Source organism: Pararhodobacter zhoushanensis, assembly GCF_025949695.1.
Classification (GTDB): domain Bacteria; phylum Pseudomonadota; class Alphaproteobacteria; order Rhodobacterales; family Rhodobacteraceae; genus Pararhodobacter; species Pararhodobacter zhoushanensis_A.
In genome coordinates, this window is the sequence record NZ_JAPDFL010000001.1 from 2,176,726 (window position 1) to 2,200,617 (window position 23,892).

At 64.4% G+C, this 23,892-nt stretch carries 27 protein-coding genes, 1 tRNA gene and 1 pseudogene; 18 read left to right on the forward strand and 11 right to left on the reverse strand.

The window, feature by feature from the left end:
- Positions 1-447 carry a transporter associated domain-containing protein gene (locus OKW52_RS23225; protein WP_319800463.1) on the reverse strand — a complete coding sequence of 149 codons (447 nt, stop codon included), beginning with the start codon at positions 445-447 and terminating at the stop codon, positions 1-3.
- Here OKW52_RS23225 and OKW52_RS23230 point away from each other — a divergent pair.
- A complete protein-coding gene (locus OKW52_RS23230; RefSeq protein ID WP_319800464.1) occupies positions 431-682 on the forward strand; it encodes a hypothetical protein in 252 nt (83 codons plus the stop codon). The two genes, OKW52_RS23225 and OKW52_RS23230, sit on opposite strands and share 17 nt — an antisense overlap.
- A gap of 266 nt (positions 683-948) precedes the next feature.
- Here the strand turns inward: OKW52_RS23230 and ybeY are convergent, their stop codons facing one another.
- The 7 genes from ybeY to ssb all read right to left on the reverse strand — a co-directional run bounded on the left by ybeY (position 949) and on the right by ssb (position 6,022).
- The gene (gene ybeY / locus OKW52_RS10960) at positions 949-1,491 is read right to left on the reverse strand and encodes an rRNA maturation RNase YbeY (RefSeq protein WP_264505737.1); all 543 of its coding nucleotides are present in this window, start codon (positions 1,489-1,491) and stop codon (positions 949-951) included.
- Entirely contained in the window at positions 1,488-2,492 is a 1,005-nt protein-coding gene (locus OKW52_RS10965; protein ID WP_406622242.1) for a PhoH family protein, read from the reverse strand. Before OKW52_RS10965 ends, ybeY begins: the two co-directional genes overlap by 4 nt.
- Positions 2,493-2,706: 214 nt before the next feature.
- Entirely contained in the window at positions 2,707-3,042 is a 336-nt protein-coding gene (locus OKW52_RS10970) for a hypothetical protein (RefSeq protein ID WP_264505738.1), read from the reverse strand.
- Positions 3,043-3,058: 16 nt separating this feature from the next.
- Positions 3,059-3,640 carry an OmpA family protein gene (locus OKW52_RS10975; RefSeq protein WP_406622243.1) on the reverse strand — a complete coding sequence of 194 codons (582 nt, stop codon included), beginning with the start codon at positions 3,638-3,640 and terminating at the stop codon, positions 3,059-3,061.
- Positions 3,641-3,878: 238 nt separating this feature from the next.
- Positions 3,879-5,213, reverse strand: coding sequence for a tRNA (N6-isopentenyl adenosine(37)-C2)-methylthiotransferase MiaB (miaB, locus tag OKW52_RS10980; RefSeq protein WP_264505740.1), 1,335 nt, complete (start codon positions 5,211-5,213; stop codon positions 3,879-3,881).
- 122 nt (positions 5,214-5,335) lie between these two features.
- A tRNA-Gly gene (locus OKW52_RS10985) sits at positions 5,336-5,409 on the reverse strand.
- A 94-nt stretch (positions 5,410-5,503) separates the two neighbouring features.
- Positions 5,504-6,022: a single-stranded DNA-binding protein gene (gene ssb, locus OKW52_RS10990; protein WP_264505741.1), complete on the reverse strand. Its 519-nt coding sequence runs from the start codon at positions 6,020-6,022 to the stop codon at positions 5,504-5,506.
- A 191-nt stretch (positions 6,023-6,213) separates the two neighbouring features.
- Here ssb and OKW52_RS10995 point away from each other — a divergent pair, with 191 nt between their 5' ends.
- Entirely contained in the window at positions 6,214-6,792 is a 579-nt protein-coding gene (locus OKW52_RS10995; RefSeq protein ID WP_406622302.1) for a lytic transglycosylase domain-containing protein, read from the forward strand.
- A gap of 76 nt (positions 6,793-6,868) precedes the next feature.
- Here the strand turns inward: OKW52_RS10995 and OKW52_RS11000 are convergent, their stop codons facing one another.
- Together OKW52_RS11000 and miaA are read right to left on the reverse strand one after the other, a co-directional pair.
- Positions 6,869-7,702: an AraC family transcriptional regulator gene (locus OKW52_RS11000; RefSeq protein WP_264505743.1), complete on the reverse strand. Its 834-nt coding sequence runs from the start codon at positions 7,700-7,702 to the stop codon at positions 6,869-6,871.
- A gap of 129 nt (positions 7,703-7,831) precedes the next feature.
- Positions 7,832-8,722 (reverse strand): tRNA (adenosine(37)-N6)-dimethylallyltransferase MiaA, encoded by an 891-nt coding sequence (gene miaA, locus OKW52_RS11005; protein ID WP_264505744.1) that lies wholly within the window; start codon positions 8,720-8,722, stop codon positions 7,832-7,834.
- 157 nt (positions 8,723-8,879) lie between these two features.
- Between miaA and pyrH the strand changes: the two genes are divergently transcribed.
- The 14 genes and pseudogenes from pyrH to lpxB all read left to right on the forward strand — a co-directional run bounded on the left by pyrH (position 8,880) and on the right by lpxB (position 21,182).
- A complete protein-coding gene (pyrH, locus tag OKW52_RS11010) occupies positions 8,880-9,602 on the forward strand; it encodes a UMP kinase (protein ID WP_264505745.1) in 723 nt (240 codons plus the stop codon).
- A gap of 106 nt (positions 9,603-9,708) precedes the next feature.
- Positions 9,709-10,272 carry a ribosome recycling factor gene (gene frr / locus OKW52_RS11015; RefSeq protein ID WP_264505746.1) on the forward strand — a complete coding sequence of 188 codons (564 nt, stop codon included), beginning with the start codon at positions 9,709-9,711 and terminating at the stop codon, positions 10,270-10,272.
- Between the two features lie 52 nt (positions 10,273-10,324).
- Positions 10,325-11,038 (forward strand): polyprenyl diphosphate synthase, encoded by a 714-nt coding sequence (gene uppS, locus OKW52_RS11020; RefSeq protein ID WP_264505747.1) that lies wholly within the window; start codon positions 10,325-10,327, stop codon positions 11,036-11,038.
- A complete protein-coding gene (locus OKW52_RS11025) occupies positions 11,038-11,841 on the forward strand; it encodes a phosphatidate cytidylyltransferase (RefSeq protein ID WP_264505748.1) in 804 nt (267 codons plus the stop codon). Before uppS ends, OKW52_RS11025 begins: the two co-directional genes overlap by 1 nt.
- Positions 11,841-13,022, forward strand: a complete 1,182-nt coding sequence (gene dxr / locus OKW52_RS11030) for a 1-deoxy-D-xylulose-5-phosphate reductoisomerase (RefSeq protein WP_264505749.1) — start codon at positions 11,841-11,843, stop codon at positions 13,020-13,022. The genes OKW52_RS11025 and dxr overlap by 1 nt, the downstream gene beginning before the upstream one ends.
- A 15-nt stretch (positions 13,023-13,037) precedes the next feature.
- On the forward strand, positions 13,038-14,363 hold the full coding sequence (rseP, locus tag OKW52_RS11035) for an RIP metalloprotease RseP (RefSeq protein ID WP_264505750.1): 1,326 nt from the start codon (positions 13,038-13,040) through the stop codon (positions 14,361-14,363).
- Between the two features lie 86 nt (positions 14,364-14,449).
- Positions 14,450-14,617 (forward strand): hypothetical protein, encoded by a 168-nt coding sequence (locus OKW52_RS11040; RefSeq protein WP_264505751.1) that lies wholly within the window; start codon positions 14,450-14,452, stop codon positions 14,615-14,617.
- 331 nt (positions 14,618-14,948) lie between these two features.
- Entirely contained in the window at positions 14,949-17,246 is a 2,298-nt protein-coding gene (bamA, locus tag OKW52_RS11045; RefSeq protein WP_264505752.1) for an outer membrane protein assembly factor BamA, read from the forward strand.
- A 14-nt stretch (positions 17,247-17,260) separates the two neighbouring features.
- Positions 17,261-17,851: an OmpH family outer membrane protein gene (locus tag OKW52_RS11050; protein ID WP_264505753.1), complete on the forward strand. Its 591-nt coding sequence runs from the start codon at positions 17,261-17,263 to the stop codon at positions 17,849-17,851.
- Positions 17,852-17,945: 94 nt separating this feature from the next.
- The gene (gene fabZ, locus OKW52_RS11055) at positions 17,946-18,431 is read left to right on the forward strand and encodes a 3-hydroxyacyl-ACP dehydratase FabZ (protein WP_264505754.1); all 486 of its coding nucleotides are present in this window, start codon (positions 17,946-17,948) and stop codon (positions 18,429-18,431) included.
- A 3-nt stretch (positions 18,432-18,434) separates the two neighbouring features.
- On the forward strand, positions 18,435-19,232 hold the full coding sequence (gene lpxA / locus OKW52_RS11060) for an acyl-ACP--UDP-N-acetylglucosamine O-acyltransferase (RefSeq protein ID WP_264505755.1): 798 nt from the start codon (positions 18,435-18,437) through the stop codon (positions 19,230-19,232).
- Positions 19,229-19,546 (forward strand): annotated as a pseudogene (locus OKW52_RS11065) (LpxI family protein); the annotation flags it as partial. The gene lpxA and the pseudogene OKW52_RS11065, both read left to right, overlap by 4 nt.
- A 134-nt stretch (positions 19,547-19,680) precedes the next feature.
- Positions 19,681-20,028 (forward strand): LpxI family protein, encoded by a 348-nt coding sequence (locus OKW52_RS11070; protein WP_264507694.1) that lies wholly within the window; start codon positions 19,681-19,683, stop codon positions 20,026-20,028.
- Positions 20,025-21,182 carry a lipid-A-disaccharide synthase gene (gene lpxB / locus OKW52_RS11075; RefSeq protein ID WP_264505756.1) on the forward strand — a complete coding sequence of 386 codons (1,158 nt, stop codon included), beginning with the start codon at positions 20,025-20,027 and terminating at the stop codon, positions 21,180-21,182. Before OKW52_RS11070 ends, lpxB begins: the two co-directional genes overlap by 4 nt.
- A gap of 275 nt (positions 21,183-21,457) precedes the next feature.
- Here lpxB and mnmA read toward each other — a convergent pair whose 3' ends face one another.
- Positions 21,458-22,597: a tRNA 2-thiouridine(34) synthase MnmA gene (mnmA, locus tag OKW52_RS11080; protein WP_264505757.1), complete on the reverse strand. Its 1,140-nt coding sequence runs from the start codon at positions 22,595-22,597 to the stop codon at positions 21,458-21,460.
- A 156-nt stretch (positions 22,598-22,753) separates the two neighbouring features.
- Between mnmA and sciP the strand changes: the two genes are divergently transcribed.
- Both sciP and ctrA read left to right on the forward strand, forming a co-directional pair.
- Positions 22,754-23,032: a CtrA inhibitor SciP gene (gene sciP / locus OKW52_RS11085; protein ID WP_127104201.1), complete on the forward strand. Its 279-nt coding sequence runs from the start codon at positions 22,754-22,756 to the stop codon at positions 23,030-23,032.
- 94 nt (positions 23,033-23,126) lie between these two features.
- On the forward strand, positions 23,127-23,840 hold the full coding sequence (gene ctrA / locus OKW52_RS11090; RefSeq protein ID WP_264505758.1) for a response regulator transcription factor CtrA: 714 nt from the start codon (positions 23,127-23,129) through the stop codon (positions 23,838-23,840).
- Positions 23,841-23,892: the final 52 nt, after the last annotated feature.

Consider the following 23,892-nt stretch of genomic DNA (forward strand, 5'->3'; position numbering starts at 1 on the left):
TCAGGCGGTTTCGGTGCCGGTTTCGGCGGCTTCCACCACGGCACCCGTGCCGTTCCCCTTGCGCCGCAACCGCAGCCGCTTGACGCGGCGCGGGTCGGCTTCAAGCACTTCGATCTCGTGACCCTTGGGATGCTCGATCACCTCGCCGCGCGCGGGAACCCGACCCAGCAGCACAAAGACCAGCCCGCCGATGGTGTCCATATCCTCGTCACTGACGTCGGTGCGCAGATCGATCTTCAACGCCTCTTCCAGATCGTCGATCATCGCGCGGGCCTGAACCAGCCAGACGCCCGGCGATTCCTCGGTCCACAGGTTTTCGTCCTCGGTGTCGTGCTCGTCGTCGATCTGGCCGACGACCTGTTCGAGCAGATCCTCGATCGTCACCAACCCGTCCACGCCGCCGTATTCGTCGATCACCAGTGCCATATGCGTGCGCTCGGTCTGCATTTTCTGCAGCAAGACGACCAGCGGCATCGAGGGGGACGAACAGCAGGGGGCGCAGCATGGACGCGATGTCCAGATCGCCCTCGGAAACGTTGAACCCGCGCTGCAAGACGACATCCTTGAGCAGCAGCAGACCCATCGGCTTGTCGAGCGTCTCGCTGTAGACCGGCAGACGCGAGAAGCCCGACTCGCGGAACACCTCGATCAGTTCATCGCGGTCGATGTCGACGGAAATTGAAACGATCTCGGCCTTGGGCACCGACACATCGGCAACGCGCAGGCGCCGCAGATTGGCCAGTCCCGGCAGAACCTGCCGCATCGAGGCGCTGAGCGCCGTCTCGGCTTCGTTCTGGGCGTCGTGCGGGGTCAGGGCGTCGAACAGGCGACCGAACAGGCCGCGTTGTTGTTGATTGCCGTCCGGACTCTGGTCGGGGTCATCGGCAGGATCCGCCGATGGCGTCGAACCGGAAGTGATATCGCTCATGGGTCCTTTCCAGGATCGTTTCAGTCCACTGCCGTCACGCCAAGGGGCGCGGCGTCGTGGTCGTCTGCATATGGGTCCGCGATGCCCATCTGCGCAAGGACCAACACTTCGGTTTTCTCCATCAGAAGCGCGTCTTCGTCGGTTTCGTGATCGAATCCCAACAGATGCAGCGTCGAGTGGATAATCAGGTGGGTCACATGGTCGGCGAATCGCTTGCCCTGTTCGTCGGCTTCACGCGCGCAGGTCTCATAGGCCAGCGCGATGTCGCCCAGGGCTTCGGGGTCATCGGGCGTGCCGGTTTCGGGCGCGTCGGGCGTGCCGCCGGGGCTTTCGGGCGACAGATCCCACGCGGGCCAGGACAGCACGTTGGTCGGTTTGTCCTTGGCGCGGAACTGACCGTTCAGGCCCTTGATGCGGGTGTCGTTGCAGGCCAGCAGGCTGACTTCGAAACACGCAGGGTCATGGCCCAGATGCACCAGCGTCGCGTCAATGGCAGCGCGCGCCAGAGGGTCCAGATCCCCCCAGCGCGGCTCTTCATCGTTGATATCCAGAGAGACGCTCATACCTGTGCGGGCGACTGCCTGTCGTACGCCTCGACGATGCGGGCAACCAGCGGGTGGCGCACGACATCGACCGAGGTGAAGTAGTTGAAGCTGATCCCCTTGACCCCGTTGAGCACCCGCTCGGCCGAGACCAGCCCCGACTGCATCCCGCGCGGCAGATCGACCTGCGTGCGGTCGCCGGTGATCGCCATGCGCGAGCCTTCGCCCAGACGGGTCAGGAACATCTTCATCTGCAACTCGGTCGCGTTCTGCGCTTCGTCCAGCACCACAAAGGCATTGGACAGGGTGCGGCCACGCATGAAGGCCAGCGGCGCGATCTCGATGCGCTTTTCCTCCATCAGCTTGGCCAGCATCTTGGACGGCAGGAAATCACCCAGCGCGTCATAGAGCGGCTGCATGTAGGGATCGACCTTTTCCTTCATGTCGCCGGGCAGATAGCCCAGTTTCTCGCCTGCCTCGACGGCAGGGCGCGACAGGATGATCCTGTTCACATGACCTTCGATCAGGAAGTTCACCGCCGCCGCGACCGCGATATAGGTCTTGCCGGTGCCCGCCGGACCGATGCCGAAGTTCAGTTCGGTTTCAAACAGCGAGCGGGCATAATCCTGCTGCGCCTTGGTGCGGGGTGCTACGTTCTTCTTGCGGGTGCGGATTTCGACCTGTCCGGTGCGGAACATTTCCAGCTGGTGCTCGCCGCGTTCACCGGCGGACAGGCGCACCGCGCCGTCGACATCGCCCATTTCCACTGGGTTCCCTCCTTTGAGCCGGTCATAGAGCGATCTCAGTGTCTCGGCGGCGCGGTTGCGCGCCTCGACTTCGCCCATGATGTGCAACTGATTTCCCCGGTGGATGATCTGGACGCCCAACTCGGTTTCCAGCTTGACCAGATTGCGGTCATATTCACCGCAAAGGTCGACCATCAATCGGTTGTCGGCGAATTCCAGCAGTGTCTGCATCGTATCACCGGCGGTGGGCGGGGGGGTCAGCGCGCTGATGCCCAAATGGCTCTCCTGCTTCAAAACGGGGCCCCGAGGGGATGACCCCATGCTGCCGCGCGCGTGCCTTTCTCGCAAGCAAAGATCGTGTGACAGTCGCTCAATAGGCGAGATGCGGCTAATTGTTGTGCTTTTGCCATGGTGACTTGCGATATCTGGTCCGGAAATGCGGAACGGCCCCACCGGGGGCCGCACCGTTCTTGACAGGGTGATGGCAGACTCAGGTGCCGCGGCGATAGCGGCCCACGGCGATGGTCGGCGGGGCGATGCCCGAGCAGACCGGGTTGCCGTACTGGTCCAGACGCGCGGACATATAGCCTTCGATGCCTTCGTCGATGATCCAGTGATCACAGCCATGCGGGTCAACCCAGATCCCGGCATCGCGCATGTTCGACAGATGGTTCGGCACGCCCAGTTCCCGGTCCGACGTGTTGTCGGCGGTGTTGATCTCAAGAAAGCCGCCTTGGCGGTTCTGCGGGCCGCCCGGAGCGGTGCTGACACAGGCCGACAGCGCAACGGCGCTAAGCCCAAGCAGGACGAGTTTCGTGGTTTTCATGATGTTTCCCCCGACCTTACTGCACGCACAGAACTTCGACGCGGCGGTTTTGCTGCATGCCCGCGGCCGAGTTGTTCGAGGCGACCGGATTCATCGGACCAAAGCCGCGCACCGTTGCGACGCGCCCGCCATTGGCGATGGCGACGTTGGCGACGACACGCGCGCGGTTTTCCGACAGCGCCATGTTGTATTCGAACCCGCCGCGCGGATCGGTGTGACCATAGACCACAAAGGCCGTGTCATTGCGCGAGCGGAAGAACGCGGCCAGACGATCAGCGGCACCCGGACGCAGCGAATGGCTGCCGGTGGCGAACAGCGTGTCGGTGCTTTCGGTCAGGCACACGTTGGTGCGGTGGCAGACCGGGCGCCCGTCTTGCGTGCGATTCGGGGTCATATAGCCTTCGATCCCGTTGTCGATCACCCAGTGTTCGCAACCGTCCGGGTCGATCCAGATCGTTGGCACATACCGTTCGCCGACAATCGTGCGCTGGCGCTGCGCCGATGCGTCGGTGGCCGTCAGGCTGATCAGCAGCAGTGCCATGGCAGCAGCACCGGCGATCAACCGCACAGCGATGGAAACTGACTTAACCACAGTCATTATCCTTTTAATTGTTAAACCCCCTGGCAAGACCCGCCGCCATCAAGATGTTCCGAGCAGAGAAACATCGGACGAGATAAGTGCCTACCACTTCGGAAACATTAGCAAATCGCAGCCGGTTTGGAAGACCGATTCCCCCAAACCGTGCCGAATCCTTGTAATGGTTATGCAACAAGGCACCACCTGTTCCGCTTTTGCGCGGCCCGGACCCAAAATATGGGCCATATCGGGGCAGGGGTCAGAGCGCTTCGCCAGCCAGCGAGTTGGTTGAGCTGGCAGTGATTCTGACGCGTTGCAGCGTTCCGGGCGCCGCCTGTGACCCGCCCGGCTGGCCCGTGACGTGCACCGCGTGCAGGTATTCGGTCTTGCCGACCATCTGACCGGGCATGCGTCCGGGCTTTTCAAACAGCACGCTCACCTCGCGCCCGACCATCGCTTCCTGCGCCGCGCGCTGTTGCTCGGTGATCAGCGATTGCAAGGTGTGCAGCCGCGCGTCGAGCACGCTATCGGGCAGGACGGGCCGTTCCGCCGCTGGTGTGCCGGGGCGGGCCGAATACTTGAAGCTGAAGGCGGAGTGATAGCCGACATTGCGCACCAGCGTCAGCGTGTCCTCGAAATCCTGATCCGTCTCACCGGGGAAGCCGACGATAAAATCGCCCGACAGCGCCAGATCGGGGCGCACTGCGCGCAGCCGGTCCAGCAGCCGCAGGTAATCCGCCGCCGTGTGTTTGCGGTTCATCGCCTTCAGGATCGCATCCGAGCCCGACTGCACGGGCAGATGCAGATACGGCATCAGCTTGTCCAGATCGCCATGGGCTTCGATCAGATCGTCGGTCATGTCGTTGGGGTGCGAGGTGGTATAGCGGATGCGCCAGAGTTCCGGGATCTCGGCTAGCGCGCGCACCAGCCGCGCCAGTGTCCAGGCTTTCCCGTCGGTGCCGGCACCGTGGTATCCGTTGACGTTCTGGCCCAGCAGCGTGATCTCGCGCACGCCCCGGTCCACCAGATCGCGCGCCTCGCGCAGCAGGCGCTCAGCCGGGCGGCTGACCTCGGTGCCACGGGTATAGGGGACAACGCAGAAGGCGCAGAACTTGTCGCAGCCTTCCTGCACGGTCAGAAACGCGGTCGGTCCGCGCCGGGCGCGCGGGCCCTTGGGCAGGTGCTCGAACTTGTCTTCCTGCGGGAAATCGGTGTCGACGGGGCGGGCCCCGCCGCGCATGGCGATCTCCATCTCGGGCAGGCGGTGATAGGTCTGCGGGCCGACCACCAGATCCACCACCGGCGCGCGGCGCAGGATCTCTTCACCCTCGGCCTGCGCGACGCAACCGGCGATGCCGATCCGCAGGTCCGGGTTCAGATCCTTGAGGGGGCGCAGGCGGCCCAGCTCGGAATAGACCTTTTCCGCCGCTTTTTCGCGGATATGGCAGGTGTTGAGCAGGATCATGTCCGCATCATCGGCCCGGTCGGTCGTGACATAGCCGTTCACACCCAGCGCTTCGGCCATGCGTTCGCTGTCATAGACGTTCATCTGGCAACCATAGGTCTTGATGAACAGCTTGCGGGGCTGGGTCATGGTTCGATCCTGTTGAGGGCCTTTGAGGGCTAGCGCGTCAGATAGACCAGAAGCGGCTGTGCTTCAACGGGCAGGGGCGCTTAAGCAAACGGCGCCCCAGGGGGCGCCGGTCTGTCAAATCCTGGAGCGGGTAGCGGGAATCGAACCCGCGCGTTCAGCTTGGGAAGCTGACAGGCTACCATTACATCATACCCGCGCTGATCGGGGGAATAGCGGCAGGGCGATGGGGCGTCAAGTGGCCCCGGTTCGCTCGCGTCTGGCGCTGCCGTTCCCCCGGTCGGATCTGTTCCTCAGAACGGGATTTCGTCGTCCATATCCGAAGCGCCGCCGCCAAAGCCGCCGCCCGAGGACCGGCCGCCGCCACCGCCACCCGACGAACCGCCGCCGTAGCCACCGCCGCCACCCATCGGATCGTCATAGCCGCGACCGCCGCCGCCGCCGCCCGAGCCGCCTTCGTTGCGGCCATCGAGCAGGGTCAGTTCGCTGCGGAACGGACGCAGCACGATTTCGGTCGAATAGCGGTCCTGACCGGACTGGTCCTGCCATTTGCGCGTTTCCAGCTGGCCCTCGATATACACCTTGGACCCTTTGCGCAGATACTGCTCGGCGATCTTGCCCAGCGGTTCGCTGAAGATTGCCACGGAATGCCATTCGGTGCGCTCTTTACGCTCGCCCGAGGCCTTGTCGCGCCACGTCTCGCTGGTCGCGATCCGCAGGTTCACAACTTTGCCGCCGTTCTGAAAGCTGCGCACCTCAGGGTCGCGGCCCAGATTGCCGATCAGAATGACTTTATTGACCGATCCCGCCATATTCAGCGCCCCTTGTTCTTGTTCCGAATCTGTTGACCGCTTGGGTACACCACCTGATCTTGGTTGGGAAAGGGTTAACCGTGGGCGAAGGCCCTGCGCGCCCTCCCGCTCAGCCCCCGGACGCCCCGCTTGGCGCATAAGCGATTCGGGCGTATAGTCCGCGCCACGTGGGGACAGGATTGGGGCGAATGATGCTCAGAACGCTGCTGGTGGCAGGCCTGATGGTCAGTGCAACGATGGCGGATGCCAGCGGGTTGCGGCTGGGTGGCGGCTCTGCGGCACCGACGTCGCGGACCGAGGCGTTCCGCTCGCAGACCCGCCTGATGGACACCCGCATGTCGCGGCAATATTCGGCGGCGGTTCCCGAAAGCGCGGCCCCGGCGGTGGTGTATAACGGGGCGTATCGCGGCGAGTATATCGCGCTGGCCCGTGCCGCCGCGCAACGACACAACGTGCCCGAAGAGCTGTTCCTGCGGCTGGTGCATCAGGAAAGCCGCTGGAACCCCAACGCAACCTCGCCGGTCGGCGCGCATGGTCTGGCGCAATTGATGCCCGAAACGGCCGCGCTGCTGGGGGTGAACATCAACGATCCGCGCCAGAACCTTGATGGCGGCGCGCGCTATCTGCGCCTGATGTATGAGCGGTTCGGCAACTGGCGGCTGGCGCTGGCGGCCTATAACGCGGGGCCCGGCGCGGTTGAGCGGCACAACGGCGTGCCGCCCTTCGCCGAGACCACCCAATACGTCAGCATCATTCTGGGCGCGGGCTGACTTCAGCCGCTCGACCCGAACACAAAAGCCGCGCCCCTGTCAGGGTCGCGGCTTTTGTCTTGCGTAAACGGCGCACTTACACCCGGGGAACAACAGGCCCCGCCGGTTTCTTGCGGAACGCCGACGGCGTAACCCCGGCGGTTTTCTGGAAGGCGCGGGTGAAATACCCCGGCGAGTTGAAGCCCAGCATTTCGGCCACATCCTTGACCGGCAGCCGCGTCTCGGCCAGCAGGCGGCGGGCCTCGAACAGGATGCGGTCCTCCAGCAGCTGATGCGCACCCTTGCCGCAGGCCCCCCGGCACACGCGGGTCAGATGCGTCGGCGTGACGCCAAGCGCCTCGGCATAATCGGCCACCGCGCGGTTCGAGCGGAAATCGCGCTCCAGCAGCGAGGCATAGCGCGCCACCAGTTGCTGCGAAGCCGCTGGCCGGTGCGGCATCGTCTCGAACGCTTTTTCGCGCTCAAGCTGGCGGTCCATCCACACACCCAGCAGCCCCAGATGGTGCTGCGCGGCCTTTTGCGAGCCCGAGCGCGCGCTTTCCAGCTCACGCTGGATCGCCTCAAGCGTGGCAATCAGCTCTTTTTGCGAGATCGGATCGCGCGGGCGCAGGAACTGCGGCGTGGCGGGCAGGTCCAGACCGTGATTGCGGCCAAAGAACACCACTGTGCCTTGCACCCGCGGCGCGATCTCGAACCCGTGCATGACGCCGGGCGGAATGAAGGCCGCGTTGTTCGGGCCATAGGCGCGGGTGGTGCCGGCGACGGTAATGCGCCCCTGACCTTGCGTGAACCAGAGCAGCACCGGTTCGCGCAGCGAGCGCATCGCCTCAACGCGCCAACGCCCACCGGCGGCCAGACGCGAAATGGGCGTCAACCTCAGTTGCGAAGGGGTATCGGGTATGATTGTCATAATTCTTCCGTGGCAGCGGTGCCCCAGCGTAGGGAGCGTCACAGCCACTCTGGAAGGAGAATCACGGTCAAAGCGGGGCGGATTTGTGAATCGACTCGCAGGCGTTGCAGTTTGGTGACTCTGGATAAGTCAGGGGATAACCACCGCGTTCCAGCTCTTCATGCGGTTGCGAAACCAGCTGCGCTGGCGTTTCGCGTATTGCCGCGTGGCTAATGTGGCGGAATCCCGCGCATTCTCTAACGACATGTGGTTTTGCAGATGGGCGATCAACTCGGGCGCGCCGATGGCTCTTGTCCACAAGGGCGCGCTGAGCGTGCCCGCCTCCTCAGGCCAGTGCGGCAGCGCAGCATGCGCCTCGATCAGCGCGCCGGTCGCCAGCATGGTGTCAAACCGGGTGCCGATTCGGTCGTTGAGCCAGTCGATTCGGGGTGTCAGCACCAGCCCGGTGGCCTGTGCGATCGGCAAAAGCGGCGCACCGGTCTGGTCCTGCCATGCCGCCAACCCCTTGCCCGTGGCGCGCAAAACCTCCCAGGCGCGCTGCACGCGGGCCGGATTGCGCTGGTCGAGCCGGGCGGCGGTCTGCGGGTCCAGATCAGCCAGCAGCGTCGCAAGCCCGTGGTCGCGCAGGAGCGCGTCTGCCTCGGCGCGGATCTCGGGTGGGGTGGACGGGATCTCGGCCAGCCCCTCGGTCAGCGCGGTGAAATAAAGCCCGGTCCCGCCCACGATCACCGGGTTGTCGGCCAGCAGCGGCGCCACCTCGCGCAGCCAGTGGCCGACGGAATAGTCAGCGTCGCGCGCCACATGGCCATAGAGCAGATGCGGCACCAACGCCTCGTCCTGCGCATCGGGCCGGGCGGTCAGCACCCGCCAGCTGTCGTGGACCTGCAACGCATCCGCATTCACCACCGCGCGCCCCTGCGCCTGCGCGATGCGCAGCGCCAGCGCCGACTTGCCGCTGGCGGTGGGGCCGGCGATCAGCACCGGGCGGGACGGGTCGGGCAGGGGAAGCTGGGCGAACATACGCGCTCTTCGTGCAATGGGGGGCGATCAGGCGTTGAACCTTCCGGGGTTTTCCGACATTTTGCCGCCGAATGAAACCACCCCGATTGCCGCCCGCTGCCAGCGCCCGTGCCACCACCCGCACCCGGCCCGCATCGCGCCGCAAGGAAAGGCTCCGATGATCGACCAGTCCCCGTCTTATCGCCGCGTTATGTTGAAGATTTCGGGTGAAGCCCTGATGGGCGATCAAGGCTACGGTCTGCATCCGCCCACCGTTGCGCGCATCGCGCAAGAGGTGAAGTCGGTGCACGACATGGGGGTCGAGATCTGCATGGTCATCGGCGGCGGGAACATCTTTCGCGGGCTGGCAGGCTCGGCGCAGGGGATGGAGCGCACCACGGCCGACTATATGGGCATGCTGGCGACCGTGATGAACGCGCTGGCCATGCAATCGGCGCTGGAAGGCATCGGCATCTTCACCCGCGTGATCAGCGCCATTCCGATGGATCAGGTCTGCGAGCCCTACATCCGCCGCCGCGCCGTGCGCCACCTTGAGAAGGGCCGCGTCTGCATCTTTGCGGCAGGCACCGGCAACCCGTATTTCACCACCGACACCGCCGCGACCCTGCGCGCCAGCGAGATGGGCTGCGAAGGGGTGTTCAAGGGCACCAAGGTCGATGGCGTTTACGACAAGGACCCCAACAAATTCGCTGATGCCAAGCGGTATGACACGGTGTCCTACGATGAGGCGCTGGAAAAGAATCTCGGCGTGATGGACGCCACCGCGATCGCGCTGGCCCGCGACAACCAGCTGCCGATCATCGTTTTCTCGCTGGACGCTTCGGGCGGGTTCCGCTCGATCCTGAACGGCGAAGGGACGTATACCCGCGTGCAGGGCTAAGCGGGCGCGCTGGCCGGTCATTTCCACGTCAGCCGACTATACAAATCCCGGCTGACGGCCTAAAACCTGCCGCAGTAGAATTAAGATCTGACGGAGACCCGCGCGCATGTCCGACGACATCGACATCGACATCGACGACCTCAGCCGCCGGATGGACGGCGCGATTACCTCTCTGCGGGTTGAATTCGCCAGTTTGCGCACCGGGCGGGCCTCGGGTTCGATGCTGGAGCCTATTCAGGTCGACGCCTATGGGCAGATGACCCCGATCAACCAGCTGGGCACCGTCAACGTGCCCGAGCCGCGCATGGTCACCATCAACGTCTGGGACAAGGCGATGGTGAACAAGGTTGAAAAGGCGATCCGCGAAAGCGGGCTGGGCATCAACCCGCAGCTCAACGGCACGATCATCATGCTGCCGATCCCCGAGCTGAACGAGGAACGCCGCCGCGAGCTGACCAAGGTTGCCGGTCACTATGCCGAAAGTGCCCGCGTCGCCGTGCGCAACGTGCGCCGTGACGGGATGGACCAGATCAAGAAGGCCAAGGCCGCCGGCATGTCCGAAGATGACCAGAAGCTCTGGGAATCCGAGGTGCAGGAGCTGACCAATACGCATATCTCGCTGGTCGACAAGGCGCTTGAGGCCAAGCAGGAAGAGATCATGCAGGTCTGACGACTTCTGGCCGTCGCGCTACTGTGTCGTCTGTTTCACGTTCGGAGTACTCATGTCTAACGCGCCCGCCACGCTTCGCCATGTGGCCATCATTATGGATGGTAATGGCCGCTGGGCGACGAGCAAGGGCTGGCCGCGTCTGGTCGGCCACCGCAAGGGAAGTGAGCGCGTCAAGGAGATCGTGCGCGCCGCGCCTGATCTGGGCATCCGGTATCTGACCGTCTACGCCTTCTCGACCGAGAACTGGAAACGCTCGACCGAGGAAGTGCTCGGCCTGATGAAGCTGTTCGGGCGCTACATCCAGCGCGAGGCCGAGGCGCTGTCGCGTGAAAACGTACGCATGTGCTTTATCGGCGACCGCAGCCGTCTGGACAAAAAGCTGCAGGATCTGATGGGGTGGATCGAGCAGCGGACCATGGCGAACGACCGGCTGACCGTGACCGTTGCCATCAACTATGGTGGCCGGGACGAGCTGATCCGCGCCGCCCGCAAGCTGGCGCTGCGCGTGGCGGCGGGTGAAATCACCGCCGATCAGATCGACGAGGCGGCGCTGGACGGCGCTTTGGACACCGCGCATCTGCCCGACCCGGATCTGGTGATCCGCACCTCGGGCGAGACGCGGGTGTCCAACTTCCTGCTCTGGCAGGCGGCGTATTCGGAATATGAATTCACCCCGGTGCTGTGGCCCGATTTCACCCCTGAGGTGATGGCCGAGATCCTCGGTCGCTTTGGCACCCGCGACCGGCGTTTCGGCGGGGTTAAATAATGGCGAATTTTGGCGATCTGCGCGCACGCGTGCTCTCGGGTATCGTGATGGCCGTGGTCGGTGTCGCGGCGATCTGGCTGGGCGGCTATACGTTCGGTGTGCTGGCTGTGGTGCTGGCCGGTCTGATGGGCTGGGAGTTGCACAAGATGATGGTCCCCGACGCGCCCGAAGGCCGCGCCGAGGCCACCGGTGTGGTTGCCGCGATTCTGGTCGGTGTCTTCACCGTCTGGCAGGGCGGTTGGTTCGCACTGGCCGGGCTGGCCTTGGGGGCCGTGGCCATGGCGTGGAAGATGCCGCGCGACCGGGTGATCTTTGGCCTGTATTTCGCGCTGATCCTCTGGGCCGCGCATGGGCTGATCGTGCTGCGCGAAGGCTATGGGCTGATCTTCGTGCTCTGGCTGGTCTGCATTGTCATTGCCTCGGACGTGGCGGGCTATTTCGCCGGGCGGGTGATCGGCGGGCCGAAATTCTGGCCGCGCGTCAGCCCCAAGAAGACATGGTCGGGCACCGTGGCAGGCTGGCTGCTGGCTGCTGTCGTCGGCGCGGGGTTTGTCGCCTGGGGCGGGATGCCGGGCGAAGTGATCGCGCTGTCGTCGCTGCTCGCCTTCACCGGGCAACTGGGCGACATCGCCGAAAGCGCCATCAAGCGCCGCATGAAGGTCAAGGATTCCTCGACCCTGATCCCCGGCCATGGCGGTGTGCTCGACCGTTTTGACGCGATGATCGCCGTTGCGGCCGTGGCGCTGGTTCTGGCCTATCTGGGCGCGTTCAGCGGTCAGATCATGCCCGGACTTCCGGGCTGATGCGCAAGGTTTCGGTCTTTGGCGCGACGGGATCGGTCGGGGTCAGCACGCTGGACCTGCTGGGCCGACGGGATGACATTGCCGTGGTCGCGCTGACCGGCGGGCGCAATGTCGCCTTGCTGGCAAGCCAAGCCATTGCCCATAAGGCTGAATTGGCCGTCACCGCCTTTGACGACTGTTACGAGCCGCTCAAAGCGGCGCTTGCGGGCACTGGCATCCGCGTTGCTGCCGGAACGCAGGCTGTGGTCGAGGCCGCGCATCGCCCGGCTGACTGGATGATGTCGGCCATTGTCGGCGCTGCCGGGCTTGCACCGGGCTTTGCCGCGCTGGCGCAGGGGCGCACCGTTGCGCTGGCCAACAAGGAATCGCTGGTCACCGCCGGTCCTCTGCTGCTGGCCGAAGCCCGCAGCCATGGCGCAACGATTCTGCCGGTGGACAGCGAACATTCGGCGGTATTTCAGGCGCTGGCTGGTGAGGATATCGCCGCCGTCGAGACCGTCACCCTGACCGCCTCGGGCGGGGGGCTGCGCGACTGGCCGATGGAACGCCTTGCGCAGGCCACGCCCGACGACGCGGGCAAACACCCCAACTGGGACATGGGCCAGCGCATCACCATCGACAGCGCGTCCATGTTCAACAAGGCGATGGAGGTGATCGAGGCGCACGAGTTCTTCGGCCTCGCCCCCGGTCAGATCGCCGTGCTGATCCATCCGCAATCGCTGGTCCACGCGCTTGTCGCCTTCCGCGACGGCGCGGTGATGGGCCATCTGGGCGCGCCCGACATGCGCCATCCGATCGGCTATGCACTGAACTGGCCGCAGCGCGGCGAGTTGCCGGTCGCGCGGCTGAACCTTGCGCAAGCCGGGCGGCTCGATTTCGCCGAGCCGGACCTGACCCGCTACCCGGCGCTGGCGCTGGCGTGGCAGGTCATGCGCACCGGCGGTGCGGCGGGGGCGGTGTTCAACGCCGCCAAGGAAGTCGCGCTCGATCATTTCATTGCCCGCAAGATCGGGTTTCTCGACATGGCCCCGCTGGTCGAGGACACGCTCAGTGCCTTCGCCGCGCGGGCGGATATCACGCAAACTCCGCGCAGTTTGGCCGAGGTTCTGGCCATCGACACCGAGGCGCGCGCCCTGGCAGGCGAGGCCGCGCAGGCCCGTCACCGGGCCGCGCCAGCGTAACAAAGGAAGTCCCCCATGGGTCTGCTGCCCGAATTCGGCAACCTCTTCTTCACGCTCGCCGCCTTCATCGTGGCGCTGTCGATCATCGTCACGGTGCATGAATACGGCCATTACATCATCGGCCGCTGGTCGGGTATCCATGCCGAGGTGTTCAGTCTGGGCTTTGGCCCGGTGCTGTTCAGCCGCACCGACAAGCGCGGCACGCAATGGCAGGTCGCGGCGCTGCCCTTTGGCGGTTACGTCAAGTTTCTGGGCGACGCCAACGCGGCATCGGCGGGTGCCGATGATGAGGTGATGTCACATCTCGACGCCAAGGAACGGCGGCGCACCATGCATGGCGCACCGCTCTGGGCGCGGGCGGCGACGATTTTCGCGGGCCCGGCGTTCAACTTCATCTTCTCGATCCTGATCTTTACCGCGTTTCTGGCCGTGCAGGGCCTGCCCGATAAAACCCCGCGCGTCGGCCCGCTGTTCGCGATGCCGGGTGTGGTCGAGCTGCAGGAAGGCGACTTGATCACCGCCATCGACGGCCAGCCGACCCCGGAACTGACCGATTTCTACCGCGTCGGAAGCGAGATCGCACCGGCTGAATCCGTGCCCTACACGGTCGAGCGCGACGGCCAGACCCTGACCGTGCAAGGCCCGCACCCGATCCCCGCCCGCGCGGCGGGTATCGCGCTGAACTCGGCGGCCCGCGATGCGTCGATGCAGACCGGCGATGTGGTGCTGTCGGTGAATGAAACCCCGGTCTGGGCGTTTTCGCAACTGCCGCCGCTGGTGTCTGATGGCGCGGGCGCGCCGGTGGCGTTGCAGGTCTGGCGCAGTGGCAGCGAGGTTGACCTCAGCCTGACGCCGCGCCGCACCGACCTGCCGCTGCCCGACGGCGGCTTTGAAACCCGCTGGTTGATCGGGCTGCAAAGCGGGACGTTCTTTGAGCATCCGACCCGCTCGGTCGGTGTGGTCGAGGCCGTGCCGCTGGCGGTCGCGCAGATCGGCGAGATCGTGACGAACTCGATTTCCGGTCTGTATCATATGATCACCGGGGCGATCAGTACCTGCAATCTGTCGGGGCCGGTCGGCATCGCCACCACCTCGGGTGAGATGGCGTCTGATGGTGCGGCCAGCTTCATCTGGTTCATTGCGGTGCTGTCGACCGCTGTGGGCCTGCTCAACCTGTTCCCGATCCCGATTCTGGACGGCGGGCATCTGGTGTTCCACGCCTACGAGGCGCTGGTTGGCCGCCCGCCCAATGAGCGGGTGATGGGCTATCTGATGAGCTTCGGTCTGGTCCTGTTGGGGGCGATGATGCTGTTTGCCCTGGGGAACGATCTGTTCTGTTAAGGGTGTCGCGGCGGCGCCACGGCGCCGCCGCATTTACGCCATCTTTCAGCGGAAGATGGGCAGTTCCTGAGACATCGGAGGCTGCCATGCATCTTGTTCTTCCTGCCGCGCAAGGCCTGCGCACGCTGTATGCGCTCTCATCCGAACGGCTGTGGTTCTCGCTGGCTGTCGTCGCCGGTTTGGTGCTCGCCGCGGAACTGGCCGAGCTGATCTTGCTTCTCAACGCCCCGATGATCGAGCCGCTCACCTTCTGAGCCGATTCTCTGACCCGGATCCACGCCCGCTCAGCCCTTTGGCCGAGCGGGATTTTTTGTCGGCTTGCCCCTTGCGCGCCGAATCCTGCGGCCGTCATCGGCATGGAAACGACGATAGCGGTACATTGAATCCCCATATGCTGCGAAACTGCCCTTCGGGTGACGCAACGCTTTGACAAGCAAGCCTCGCGTCGCTAGCAAGAGGAAAACAAAGTGCGGTAATAAACGGGGCTTGGAAATGCGCGTTTCTCACGTGGACATTTCTGCACGCGCCCTCACTCGGGCTACTCGCCCGGTGCGAGGTCTTGCAGCAGTTCTTCTATTTTCTTCAATGATTTCGGCTGGTGTTGGCACCAGCGCCGGAGCGCAGACCTATCAGTTCTCGACCATTCAGGTCGATGGCAACGCCCTGATCGATGACGATACCATCGTCTCCTTCGCCAGAATCGTTCGCAACCGCAGCATGAGTGCTTCGGAACTGAACGCGGCCTACCAGCGCGTCGCCGGGACCGGGTTCTTCCGTCAGGTTGATTTCACTCCGTCGGGCAACCGGCTGGTGATCAACGTTCAGGAATATCCGCTGATTGGTCAGGTCGCGTTCGAAGGCAACCGCCGCCTCGACGATGACCGTCTGCGCCCTGTGGTGACCTCGCGGTCCGGCGGCGTTTATTCGCCGGCCACCGCCGAAGCCGACGCCAATGCCATCGCCGAGGCTTATGCCGACGCAGGCCGCCTGTCGGCACGGGTGACCCCGCGCCTGATCGAGCGCGCCGGTGGGCGTGTCGATCTGGCGTTCGAGATCGAAGAGGGCGCGGTCGTCGAGATCGAGCGCATCTCTTTCGTCGGTAACCGCTCGTTCAGCCCCCGCCGCCTGCGCAACGCCGTTGCCTCGGCTCAGGCCGGGCGTCTGTCGACCTTCTTCCGCGCCGACAACTACAACGAAGCCCGTGTCGCCAGCGACCGCCAGTCGCTGCAGGACTTCTACCTGTCGCGCGGCTATCTGGACGTGCAGGTTTTGTCGGGTGTTACCGAACTGGCGCGTGAGCGCGACGGTGCTTATGTCACCTTCACCATTCGTGAGGGCCAGCAGTACCGGGTCGGCAACGTCCGCGTCGTGTCTGAAATCGGCGGCATTGATCCGGCAGCGTATCAGGCCGGTCTCACCGACCGCACGGGCGTGCTGTTCACCCCGACCGTTCTGGAGAACATGATCCAGCAGGCGGAAGAGGTGGGCTACGAATCCGGCCAGCGCTTCGTGCGCGCCGAACCGCGCCTGACCCGCAATGAGCGCACCGGCACCATCGACGTGGAATTGGCGCTGGTTCGCGGCGACCGTGTGTTCATTGAACGCATCGACATTCAGGGCAACGTGACCACGCAGGACCGCGTGATCCGCCGTCAGTTCGACGTTGCTGAAGGCGACCCGCTGAACCCGCGCGAGATCCGCGAAGCCGCGGCACGCATCCGGGCACTGGGGTATTTCTCGGACGTACAGGTCAACCCGACGCAGGGTTCCAACCCCGAGCAGGCCGTGGTCGATGTGCGGGTTGATGAAACCACCACCGGCTCGCTGGGCTTTGGCCTGAGCTATGGTGCCAGCGATGGCATCGGCGGCAACATCACCTACAACGAGACCAACTTCCTTGGCCGTGGGCAATCGCTGAACCTGACGTTCTCGACCGTGTCGAACGCGCAAAGCCTGTCGATGTCGCTGACCGAGCCCGCGCTGCTGGGCCGCAATCTGGCGCTGGGGCTCAGCCTGGGTCTGTCCACGGCGACGTCGAACGGGTCGAGCACGCAGTTCGGCACCCGCGTGGTGCAGTTCTCGCCGTCTCTGACCTTCCCGGTCAGCGAGTATGGCCGTCTGGGCGTGCGCATGTCGCTGTCGTCGAACGAGATCACGGTGGGCCCAATCCCGACCCCGGCGAGTGACGATACCGTCGCAACCCGGATCCGCCGCGATGCCGGGCGTGCGATAACCTCGTCTGTTGGCTACACCTATTCGTTCGACACGCGCAGCAACGGCACCGATCCTGATCGGGGCTTCGTGTTCCGCTTCAGCCAGGATATCGCCGGTTTGGGCGGCGATCGTCGCTGGCTGCGCAGCACCCTGATGACCGGCTATGAGCGCCGCATCGCCAATGGTGATGTGACCCTGCGCGCCGAGTTCGAAGCGGGTGCGGTGTTCCACGAATCCGGTGCCAGCCGGATCAATGAACGCTTCGTGCTGACCTCCGAGCAGTTCCGTGGCTTTGACTCCTACGGCATGGGCCCGGTGGCCTATAGCGCCAATGGCACCCGCAACGGTTTGGGTGGCAACTTCTTCGCCGTCGCCCGGTTCGAGGCCGAGTTCCCGCTGGGCCTGCCGCAGGAATACAACATGCATGGCGGCTTGTTCCTGGACGTCGGTTCGGTCTGGGGCGTGGATGAACTTTATGCCGCGGCCTGTACGCCCGGTGCCGAAACCAATTGCGCCTATAGCGACCGCGCCCTGCGTGCCGCTGCCGGCTTCTCGCTCTTCTGGGGTTCGCCCCTCGGGCCGCTGCGCTTCAACTTCGCGGTGCCGCTCATGGAAGAAGACTACGACCGGTCGCGTCGCTTCGATCTGTCGCTGGCCACCCGGTTCTGATGAACCGTTTGTCGATGATCCTGATCGCGGGGGTGCTCTTGGGCGCCCCCGTCTTCGCATCGGCGCAGTCCGCGCCGCCGCTGGCCCCCGATCCGGTGACCGGCATCTCACCAGTGCCGTTTCGCGTGCTCGATCAGGACCGGCTTTTGCGCGGCTCGCGGCTGGGGCAGCAAATCCTTGCCGGTATCCGCCGTGCCGAGCAAGCGCTTGAGGCCGAGAACCAGCAGATCGCCGACCAGCTTGCCGCCGAGGAAAGCGCCCTGACCGAGGCGCGCTCGACGCTGACACCCGAGGAATTCCGCACCCGTGCCGATGTTTTCGATACACGGGTCGAACAGATCCGCGAAGAACGCGCGCAAGCCAGTCAGGCGCTCACCCGCCATTCGGAAACCGAAGCGCAGCGGTTTTTCGACACCGCGCTGCCGGTGCTCGTGGAAATGATGAACGATCAGGGCGTGCTTGGCCTGCTCAAGCCCGACGCGGTGATCCTTGGTTCGGACTGGCTGGACATCACCGACGCGGCGATTGCCCGCCTTGATGCCTCGTCGATTGACGCAGGCGACACCCCGGCGCCCGAAGACGCGGCTCCGGCGCCCGCGCCCTGAGCGATGCCCCAACGCCTTGTCGGCGCGGGGTTTCGTTGGTACGTCTTGAGCAGCGGGCGCGCGCGCCCACCCCGATTTCCAGCGGAGACACCCGATGCCCGATACCGCCCAAGCCCGCGACTGGTCCACCACGACCGAGGCCGATCTGTCGCTGATCATGCGCATCATTCCGCATCGCTATCCATTCCTGCTGATCGACAAGGTGCGCGCCATCAAGACCGGTGAAGAAGCCACCGGCGTGAAGAACGTCACCTTCAACGAGCCGCATTTTCAGGGCCATTTCCCCGGCGCGCCGATCATGCCCGGTGTGATGATCATCGAAGCGCTGGCGCAGACCTCGGCGGTGCTGGTCGGCCTGACGCTGGATCTGGTCGATAAAGAGCCGCTGGTCTATTTCATGTCCATCGACAAGGCCAAATTCCGCCGCAAGGTGGTGCCGGGCGATGTGGTGGACCTGCATGTCAAGGTTCTTCGCGGATCGTCGAAGATCTGGAAATTCCAGGGCACGGCCACCGTGAACGGCGAAATGGCCGCCGAGGCCGAGTTCATGGCGATGATCGACCTGTCGGCCCGGGGCTGACCGATGTCGATTGACGCCACAGCGCAGATCCACCCTTCGGCCGTCGTCGAAGACGGGGCGGTGATCGGCCCTGAATGCCAGATCGGCCCGTTTTCCGTCATCGGCCCCGAAGTCACGCTGGGCCGGGGTGTAGTGGTGAAGTCGCACGCCGTGCTCACCGGCTGGACCGAGATCGGCGACGGCTGCACGATCTATCCCTTCGCCTCTGTCGGCGAAACGCCGCAAGACCTGAAGTTCAAGGGCGAACGCACGCGGCTGGTCATTGGCCAGCGCACCCGCATCCGCGAGGGTGCGACGCTGAACACCGGCACCGAGGGCGGTGGCGGCATCACGCGCGTTGGCGATGATTGCCTGATCATGACCGGCGCCCATGTCGGTCATGACGCGCAGATCGGCGATCGCGTGATTCTGGTGAACAACGTTGCCGTCGCCGGGCATTGCGTGCTGGGCGATGACGTGATCGTCGGCGGCTTGTCGGGCATTCACCAATGGGTGCGCATCGGCAAGGGCGCGATCATCGGCGCGGTGACCATGGTGACCAATGACGTGATGCCGCACGGGCTGGTGCAGGGGCCGCGCGGCGATCTGGAGGGGCTGAACCTGGTCGGCCTGAAACGCCGGGGCGTCGAGCGGTCCGAGATCACCGCCCTGCGCGCCGCGTATCAGATGCTGGCGCAGGGTGACGGCACCTTCATGGACCGTGCCCGCCGTCTGGCTGACGAGACCGAAAGCAGCCATGTGCGCGAGATCACCGACTTCATCCTCGCGGCCTCGGACCGGTCGTTCCTGACCCCGAAATGAGCCGCATCGCGTTGATTGCCGGGGCAGGGGCCTTGCCTGCCGAACTGGCGGCCTTGCTTGACGCCCCCCTGATCTGCGCCCCCGCCGGGGTGCAGCCGCAGGGACTGGCCGTCGATATGGTCTTCAATTTTGAACGTCTCTCGCCCTTTCTGCGCGCGCTCGGCGATCAGGGGATCGACAGCGTCGCGCTGGTGGGCGCCATCCACCGCCCCCGCCTGGACCCCGCGCTGTTCGACCGCGAGACGGCGATGCTGGTCCCGCACATGCTGGCCGCGATGAAGGGGGGCGATGATAGCGCACTGCGCTGGATCATCGCGCTGATCGAAGAGTACGATCTGCAGGTGAAGGGCTTGGCCGATCTCGCACCATCCTTGCTCGCCGCTGAAGGGGGCTCACCCGACGGGGCCCCTCGGACAGTGAACGCCGTGACGCCGCGCGCGGCCACGCCATTCTCGACGCGCTGGCGCCCCAGGATGTGGGGCAGGGCTGCGTCGTGGCCGACGGGCTTTGTCTGGCCATCGAAGCCCTTTATGGCACCGACGCCATGCTCGGCGATGTTGCGCGCCACCGCGCCGAGCGTACGCCGCAGCACGGGGGCGTTTTCGTCAAACGCGCCAAGCTGGGGCAGGATCTGCGCGCCGATCTGCCCGCCATTGGCCCCGACACCATCGCCGCAGCGCAGGCGGCTGGCCTGACAGCCATCGCCTTGCAGGCCGGGCGGGTTGTCGTTCTGGACCGCCCTGCCGTGCTGGCCGCCGCCGAGGCCGCGCAGATCGCCATCTGGGCCGCGCCATGAAGCTGTTCGTCATCGCAGGTGAGCCTTCTGGCGATGCCCTTGGTGCTGCCTTGATTGCCGGGCTGCGTCAGCTGGTGCCCGACCTCACCCTTGCGGGCGTCGGCGGGCCGCTGATGCAGGCGCAGGGGCTGAGCAGCCTGTTCCCGATGGAAGAGCTGTCGGTCATGGGGCTGGCCGAGGTGCTGCCGAAGTACTTCCCGCTCAAACGCCGGATCAAAGAGACCGCGCAAGCCATTGCCGATCAGGCCCCCGATGCCGTGATCACCATCGACAGCCCTGATTTCTGCCTGCGTGTGCTTGCCATCGCCAAGCCGCTGAATCCCGCGCTCAAGACCATCCACTATGTGGCCCCCTCGGTCTGGGCGTGGCGGCCCAAACGCGCGACGAAAATGGCGCGCTGGGTGGATCATGTGCTGGCACTTCTGCCGTTCGAGCCGCCCTATATGCAGGCCGCCGGGATGAGCTGCGACTTCACCGGCCACCCCGTCACCACCGAACCCGTGGCGACCGAAGCCGAGGCTGCCACCTTCCGCACCACCCACGGCATCGCCGCCACTGCGCCGCTGCTGCTTGTGCTGCCCGGCTCGCGCAAGGGCGAGGTCGAGCGTCTCGGTCCGCTCTTTGGGACGACGCTCAAACAGGTGCATCAGCCCGGTCTGCGCGTTGTCATCCCCAGTGTCGCCGCCCGTGCCGATCAGGTGCGCGCGCTGGTCGCCGATTGGCCCGGCGACCCGCTGGTGCTGGACGCTGCCAGCACGCCGCCCGCGACCAAGCGGGCAGCGTTCCGTGCCGCCGATGCCGCTTTGGCGGCGTCTGGCACGGTGTCGCTGGAACTGGCAGCGGCAGGCACGCCGATGGTGATCGCTTACCGGATGAATGCGCTCAGTCAGGCGATCATTGCGCGGATGCTCAGGATCGACACGGTCACATTGGTTAATCTGGTCAGCGACACCCGCGCTGTGCCCGAATTCATCGGCCCGCGCTGCGATCCTGCCCGCATTGCGCCTGCCGTTCAGGCCCTGCTTAACCCCGGGCCAGCGCGCGATGCGCAAGTGGCCGCGATGGCGCTGACCATGGCGCGCCTTGGTCGCGGTGGCGCAGCCCCGGGTCTGCGTGCCGCGCGGTCCGTCTTAAGCGTCATACACGGCAGATAAGTTACCGTCGGTCCGCTTTTGAGACGTCGTCGCAGCAGTGGCGTAAACTCCCGGGCCTGCCGTGATCGAGATTAACAGGTTAAATATTGATACTCGCCCGCCGAACAGGCTGCGTCAGACTGACCGTAATGCCGTTTGGCTCCGAATCACTGTCCCTGTCAGGTTAACCGGAAAAAGCGGATTAATCTTACAATGCAAGATTAGTTAATGAACTAATTCCAGATGCTGTGTACGGGTTTAGGACTGGAACGGTTTTTTATGCCGGTGGGAAAAAATTAATACCCGCGCCAGATCCATCCACCGCCGAAGACCCGGCTGCCATCGGGGGCATAGAACACGCAGGCTTGCCCCGGGCTGACACCATCCTCAGGCGTCAGCAACTCAACCATAGCGGTAGTTGGCCCGGTCGGTCGCAGCATCGCTTCCGCGGGCGGTTTGGTCGATCGGATGCGCACCCGCATCGGCCATTCTGCCCGGCTCTCGAACGGGGTGTCGCCCAGCCAGTTGATCTCGCGGACCGGAACCGACTGAGTCGCCAGCGCCTCTTTCGGGCCGACAACAACCTGCCGGCTGTCCGCTTTCAGCGCCACGACATAGAGCGGATCGGCCAGTCCGCCGATGCCAAGGCCCCGACGCTGACCGATTGTGTAGTGGATCACACCGCGATGGGTTCCCAACACGCGGCCCTCCAGATCGACGATCTCACCGGGGTCGGCCGCGCCGGGGCGCAGCTTCTCGATGACCGCCGCGTAGTTGCCGTTGGGCACAAAACAGATGTCCTGGCTGTCCGGCTTGTCGGCAACCGCCAGCCCGTATTTGGCCGCCAGCGCGCGCGTTTCGGCCTTTGACGCCAGATGACCCAGCGGGAAACGCAGGTAATCCAGCTGCTCTTGCGTTGTCGAGAACAGGAAATACGACTGGTCGCGCGCGGCATCGGCTGCCATGTGCAGTTCGGCCTGCAAGGGACCCTGATGGCGTTGGATATAGTGCCCTGTGGCCATGCAATCGGCGTCAAGATCGCGCGCCGTACCCAGCAAGTCCTTGAATTTGACGCGCTCATTGCATCGGATACACGGAACCGGCGTCGCGCCGGCCAGATAGGCATCGGCGAATTCTTCCATCACCGCTTCGCGGAAAGTGTTCTCATAGTCCAACACATAATGCGGAAAATCGAGCATTTCGGCCACGCGGCGCGCGTCATGAATGTCCCGCCCGGCGCAGCAGGCGCCGGCCTTGGCCAGCGCCGCGCCGTGGTCATACAGTTGCAGCGTCACACCGATCACGTCGTAGCCCTGCATCTTCAGTTCGGCGGCCACCACCGAACTGTCGACGCCACCTGACATGGCGACAACCACCCGCGTTTCCGACGGCGGTTTGGCAAAGCCCAGCGAGTTCACGTCCATATCGCGAGCCATCTTGGTCTCGTTTCATTGTGCAAGGGTTAACAAGGATTGCGCGACATATAGTAAAATGCGCGACACTCTCAACCCCTGTGGCCCATTCGCCTCAACGGCTCCTTAAGCCTGACGCGCCACGCTCGGCAGCGGGATGAAGGAAAGGGGTGAAAGCCAATGTATCTGAAACGGATTGACGGTCTGCGTGCGGTGACTTTGCCGGATGGCACTATTCTCAGCCGGGCGGATCTTCCGCCGCCTGCAACACGGCGTTGGGTGGCCAGCCGGAAGGCGATTGTGGTCAGGGCAGTCGCCCATGGGTTGATTCAGCGGGGCGAGGCAATTGAACGCTATGGCCTGTCCGAGGAAGAGTTTGACACCTGGGTCAGCGCCATCGCGACGCATGGCGTGGACGGGCTGAAGGTCACGGCGATACAAAAGTATAGACAACTTTAGATGGTATCTGCTTTCCTAAAGCAACCAGTAACCGTGCGTTAACGATTGTTTGGCATGGTTTACCGATTAATAGGTAAATGCGGAGTGCTGAACCATGCGTGTCCTGCTTGTTGAAGATGATCCGGCGACGTCCCGTAGCATCGAACTGATGCTGTCTCATGCCAACTTCAACGTCTATTGCACGGACCTTGGTGAAGAGGCGGTCGAGCTTGGCAAACTCTATGACTACGACTTGATTCTGCTGGATCTGAACCTGCCGGACATGGCCGGGCTCGATGTCTTGCGGCAAATCCGGCTGGCGCGGATCAACACGCCGATCCTGATTCTGACCGGTGAGGACAGCACGGATACCAAGCTCAAGGGCTTCGGCCACGGCGCTGATGACTTCATGACGAAGCCTTTCCATCGCGATGAGCTTGTCGCCCGCATTCACGCAATCATCCGCCGCAGTCAGGGTCACGCCCAGGCGATTATCCACACCGGGCGGATTTCTGTGAACCTTGATGCGAAAACGGTCGATGTTGAGGGAACGGCGGTGCATCTGACCGGCAAGGAATACCAGATGCTGGAGCTTCTGAGCCTGCGCAAAGGCACGACGCTGACCAAAGAGATGTTCCTTAACCATCTCTATGGGGGCATGGATGAGCCTGAGTTGAAGATCATCGACGTTTTCATCTGCAAGCTGCGCAAGAAGTTGACCGAAGCAACCGGCGGTGACAACCATATCGAAACCGTCTGGGGCCGTGGCTATGTGTTGCGCGATCCGGTTCAGAAAAGCGAAAGGACGCCCCGCGCCGTAAGCGCGTAATGTGCCGGCACGCGGCCTGCGCTTAGGCGCTGGAAAATCTCCCGCCGCCCCC

Coding starts and splice junctions, on each gene's coding strand:
- ybeY (WP_264505737.1), bottom strand. CDS start 1,491: ATGAGCGTCTCTCTGGATATCAACGATGAAGAGCCGCGCTGGGGGGAT.
- OKW52_RS10970 (WP_264505738.1), bottom strand. CDS start 3,042: ATGAAAACCACGAAACTCGTCCTGCTTGGGCTTAGCGCCGTTGCGCTG.
- OKW52_RS23225 (WP_319800463.1), bottom strand. CDS start 447: ATGCAGACCGAGCGCACGCATATGGCACTGGTGATCGACGAATACGGC.
- OKW52_RS11040 (WP_264505751.1), top strand. CDS start 14,450: ATGCATCTTGTTCTTCCTGCCGCGCAAGGCCTGCGCACGCTGTATGCG.
- fabZ (WP_264505754.1), top strand. CDS start 17,946: ATGCCCGATACCGCCCAAGCCCGCGACTGGTCCACCACGACCGAGGCC.
- dxr (WP_264505749.1), top strand. CDS start 11,841: ATGCGCAAGGTTTCGGTCTTTGGCGCGACGGGATCGGTCGGGGTCAGC.
- rseP (WP_264505750.1), top strand. CDS start 13,038: ATGGGTCTGCTGCCCGAATTCGGCAACCTCTTCTTCACGCTCGCCGCC.
- miaB (WP_264505740.1), bottom strand. CDS start 5,213: ATGACCCAGCCCCGCAAGCTGTTCATCAAGACCTATGGTTGCCAGATG.
- pyrH (WP_264505745.1), top strand. CDS start 8,880: ATGATCGACCAGTCCCCGTCTTATCGCCGCGTTATGTTGAAGATTTCG.
- ctrA (WP_264505758.1), top strand. CDS start 23,127: ATGCGTGTCCTGCTTGTTGAAGATGATCCGGCGACGTCCCGTAGCATC.
- OKW52_RS10995 (WP_406622302.1), top strand. CDS start 6,214: ATGCTCAGAACGCTGCTGGTGGCAGGCCTGATGGTCAGTGCAACGATG.
- bamA (WP_264505752.1), top strand. CDS start 14,949: ATGATTTCGGCTGGTGTTGGCACCAGCGCCGGAGCGCAGACCTATCAG.
- ssb (WP_264505741.1), bottom strand. CDS start 6,022: ATGGCGGGATCGGTCAATAAAGTCATTCTGATCGGCAATCTGGGCCGC.
- mnmA (WP_264505757.1), bottom strand. CDS start 22,597: ATGGCTCGCGATATGGACGTGAACTCGCTGGGCTTTGCCAAACCGCCG.
- OKW52_RS10975 (WP_406622243.1), bottom strand. CDS start 3,640: ATGACTGTGGTTAAGTCAGTTTCCATCGCTGTGCGGTTGATCGCCGGT.
- lpxB (WP_264505756.1), top strand. CDS start 20,025: ATGAAGCTGTTCGTCATCGCAGGTGAGCCTTCTGGCGATGCCCTTGGT.
- lpxA (WP_264505755.1), top strand. CDS start 18,435: ATGTCGATTGACGCCACAGCGCAGATCCACCCTTCGGCCGTCGTCGAA.
- frr (WP_264505746.1), top strand. CDS start 9,709: ATGTCCGACGACATCGACATCGACATCGACGACCTCAGCCGCCGGATG.
- uppS (WP_264505747.1), top strand. CDS start 10,325: ATGTCTAACGCGCCCGCCACGCTTCGCCATGTGGCCATCATTATGGAT.
- OKW52_RS11000 (WP_264505743.1), bottom strand. CDS start 7,702: ATGACAATCATACCCGATACCCCTTCGCAACTGAGGTTGACGCCCATT.
- OKW52_RS11050 (WP_264505753.1), top strand. CDS start 17,261: ATGATCCTGATCGCGGGGGTGCTCTTGGGCGCCCCCGTCTTCGCATCG.
- OKW52_RS11025 (WP_264505748.1), top strand. CDS start 11,038: ATGGCGAATTTTGGCGATCTGCGCGCACGCGTGCTCTCGGGTATCGTG.
- miaA (WP_264505744.1), bottom strand. CDS start 8,722: ATGTTCGCCCAGCTTCCCCTGCCCGACCCGTCCCGCCCGGTGCTGATC.
- sciP (WP_127104201.1), top strand. CDS start 22,754: ATGTATCTGAAACGGATTGACGGTCTGCGTGCGGTGACTTTGCCGGAT.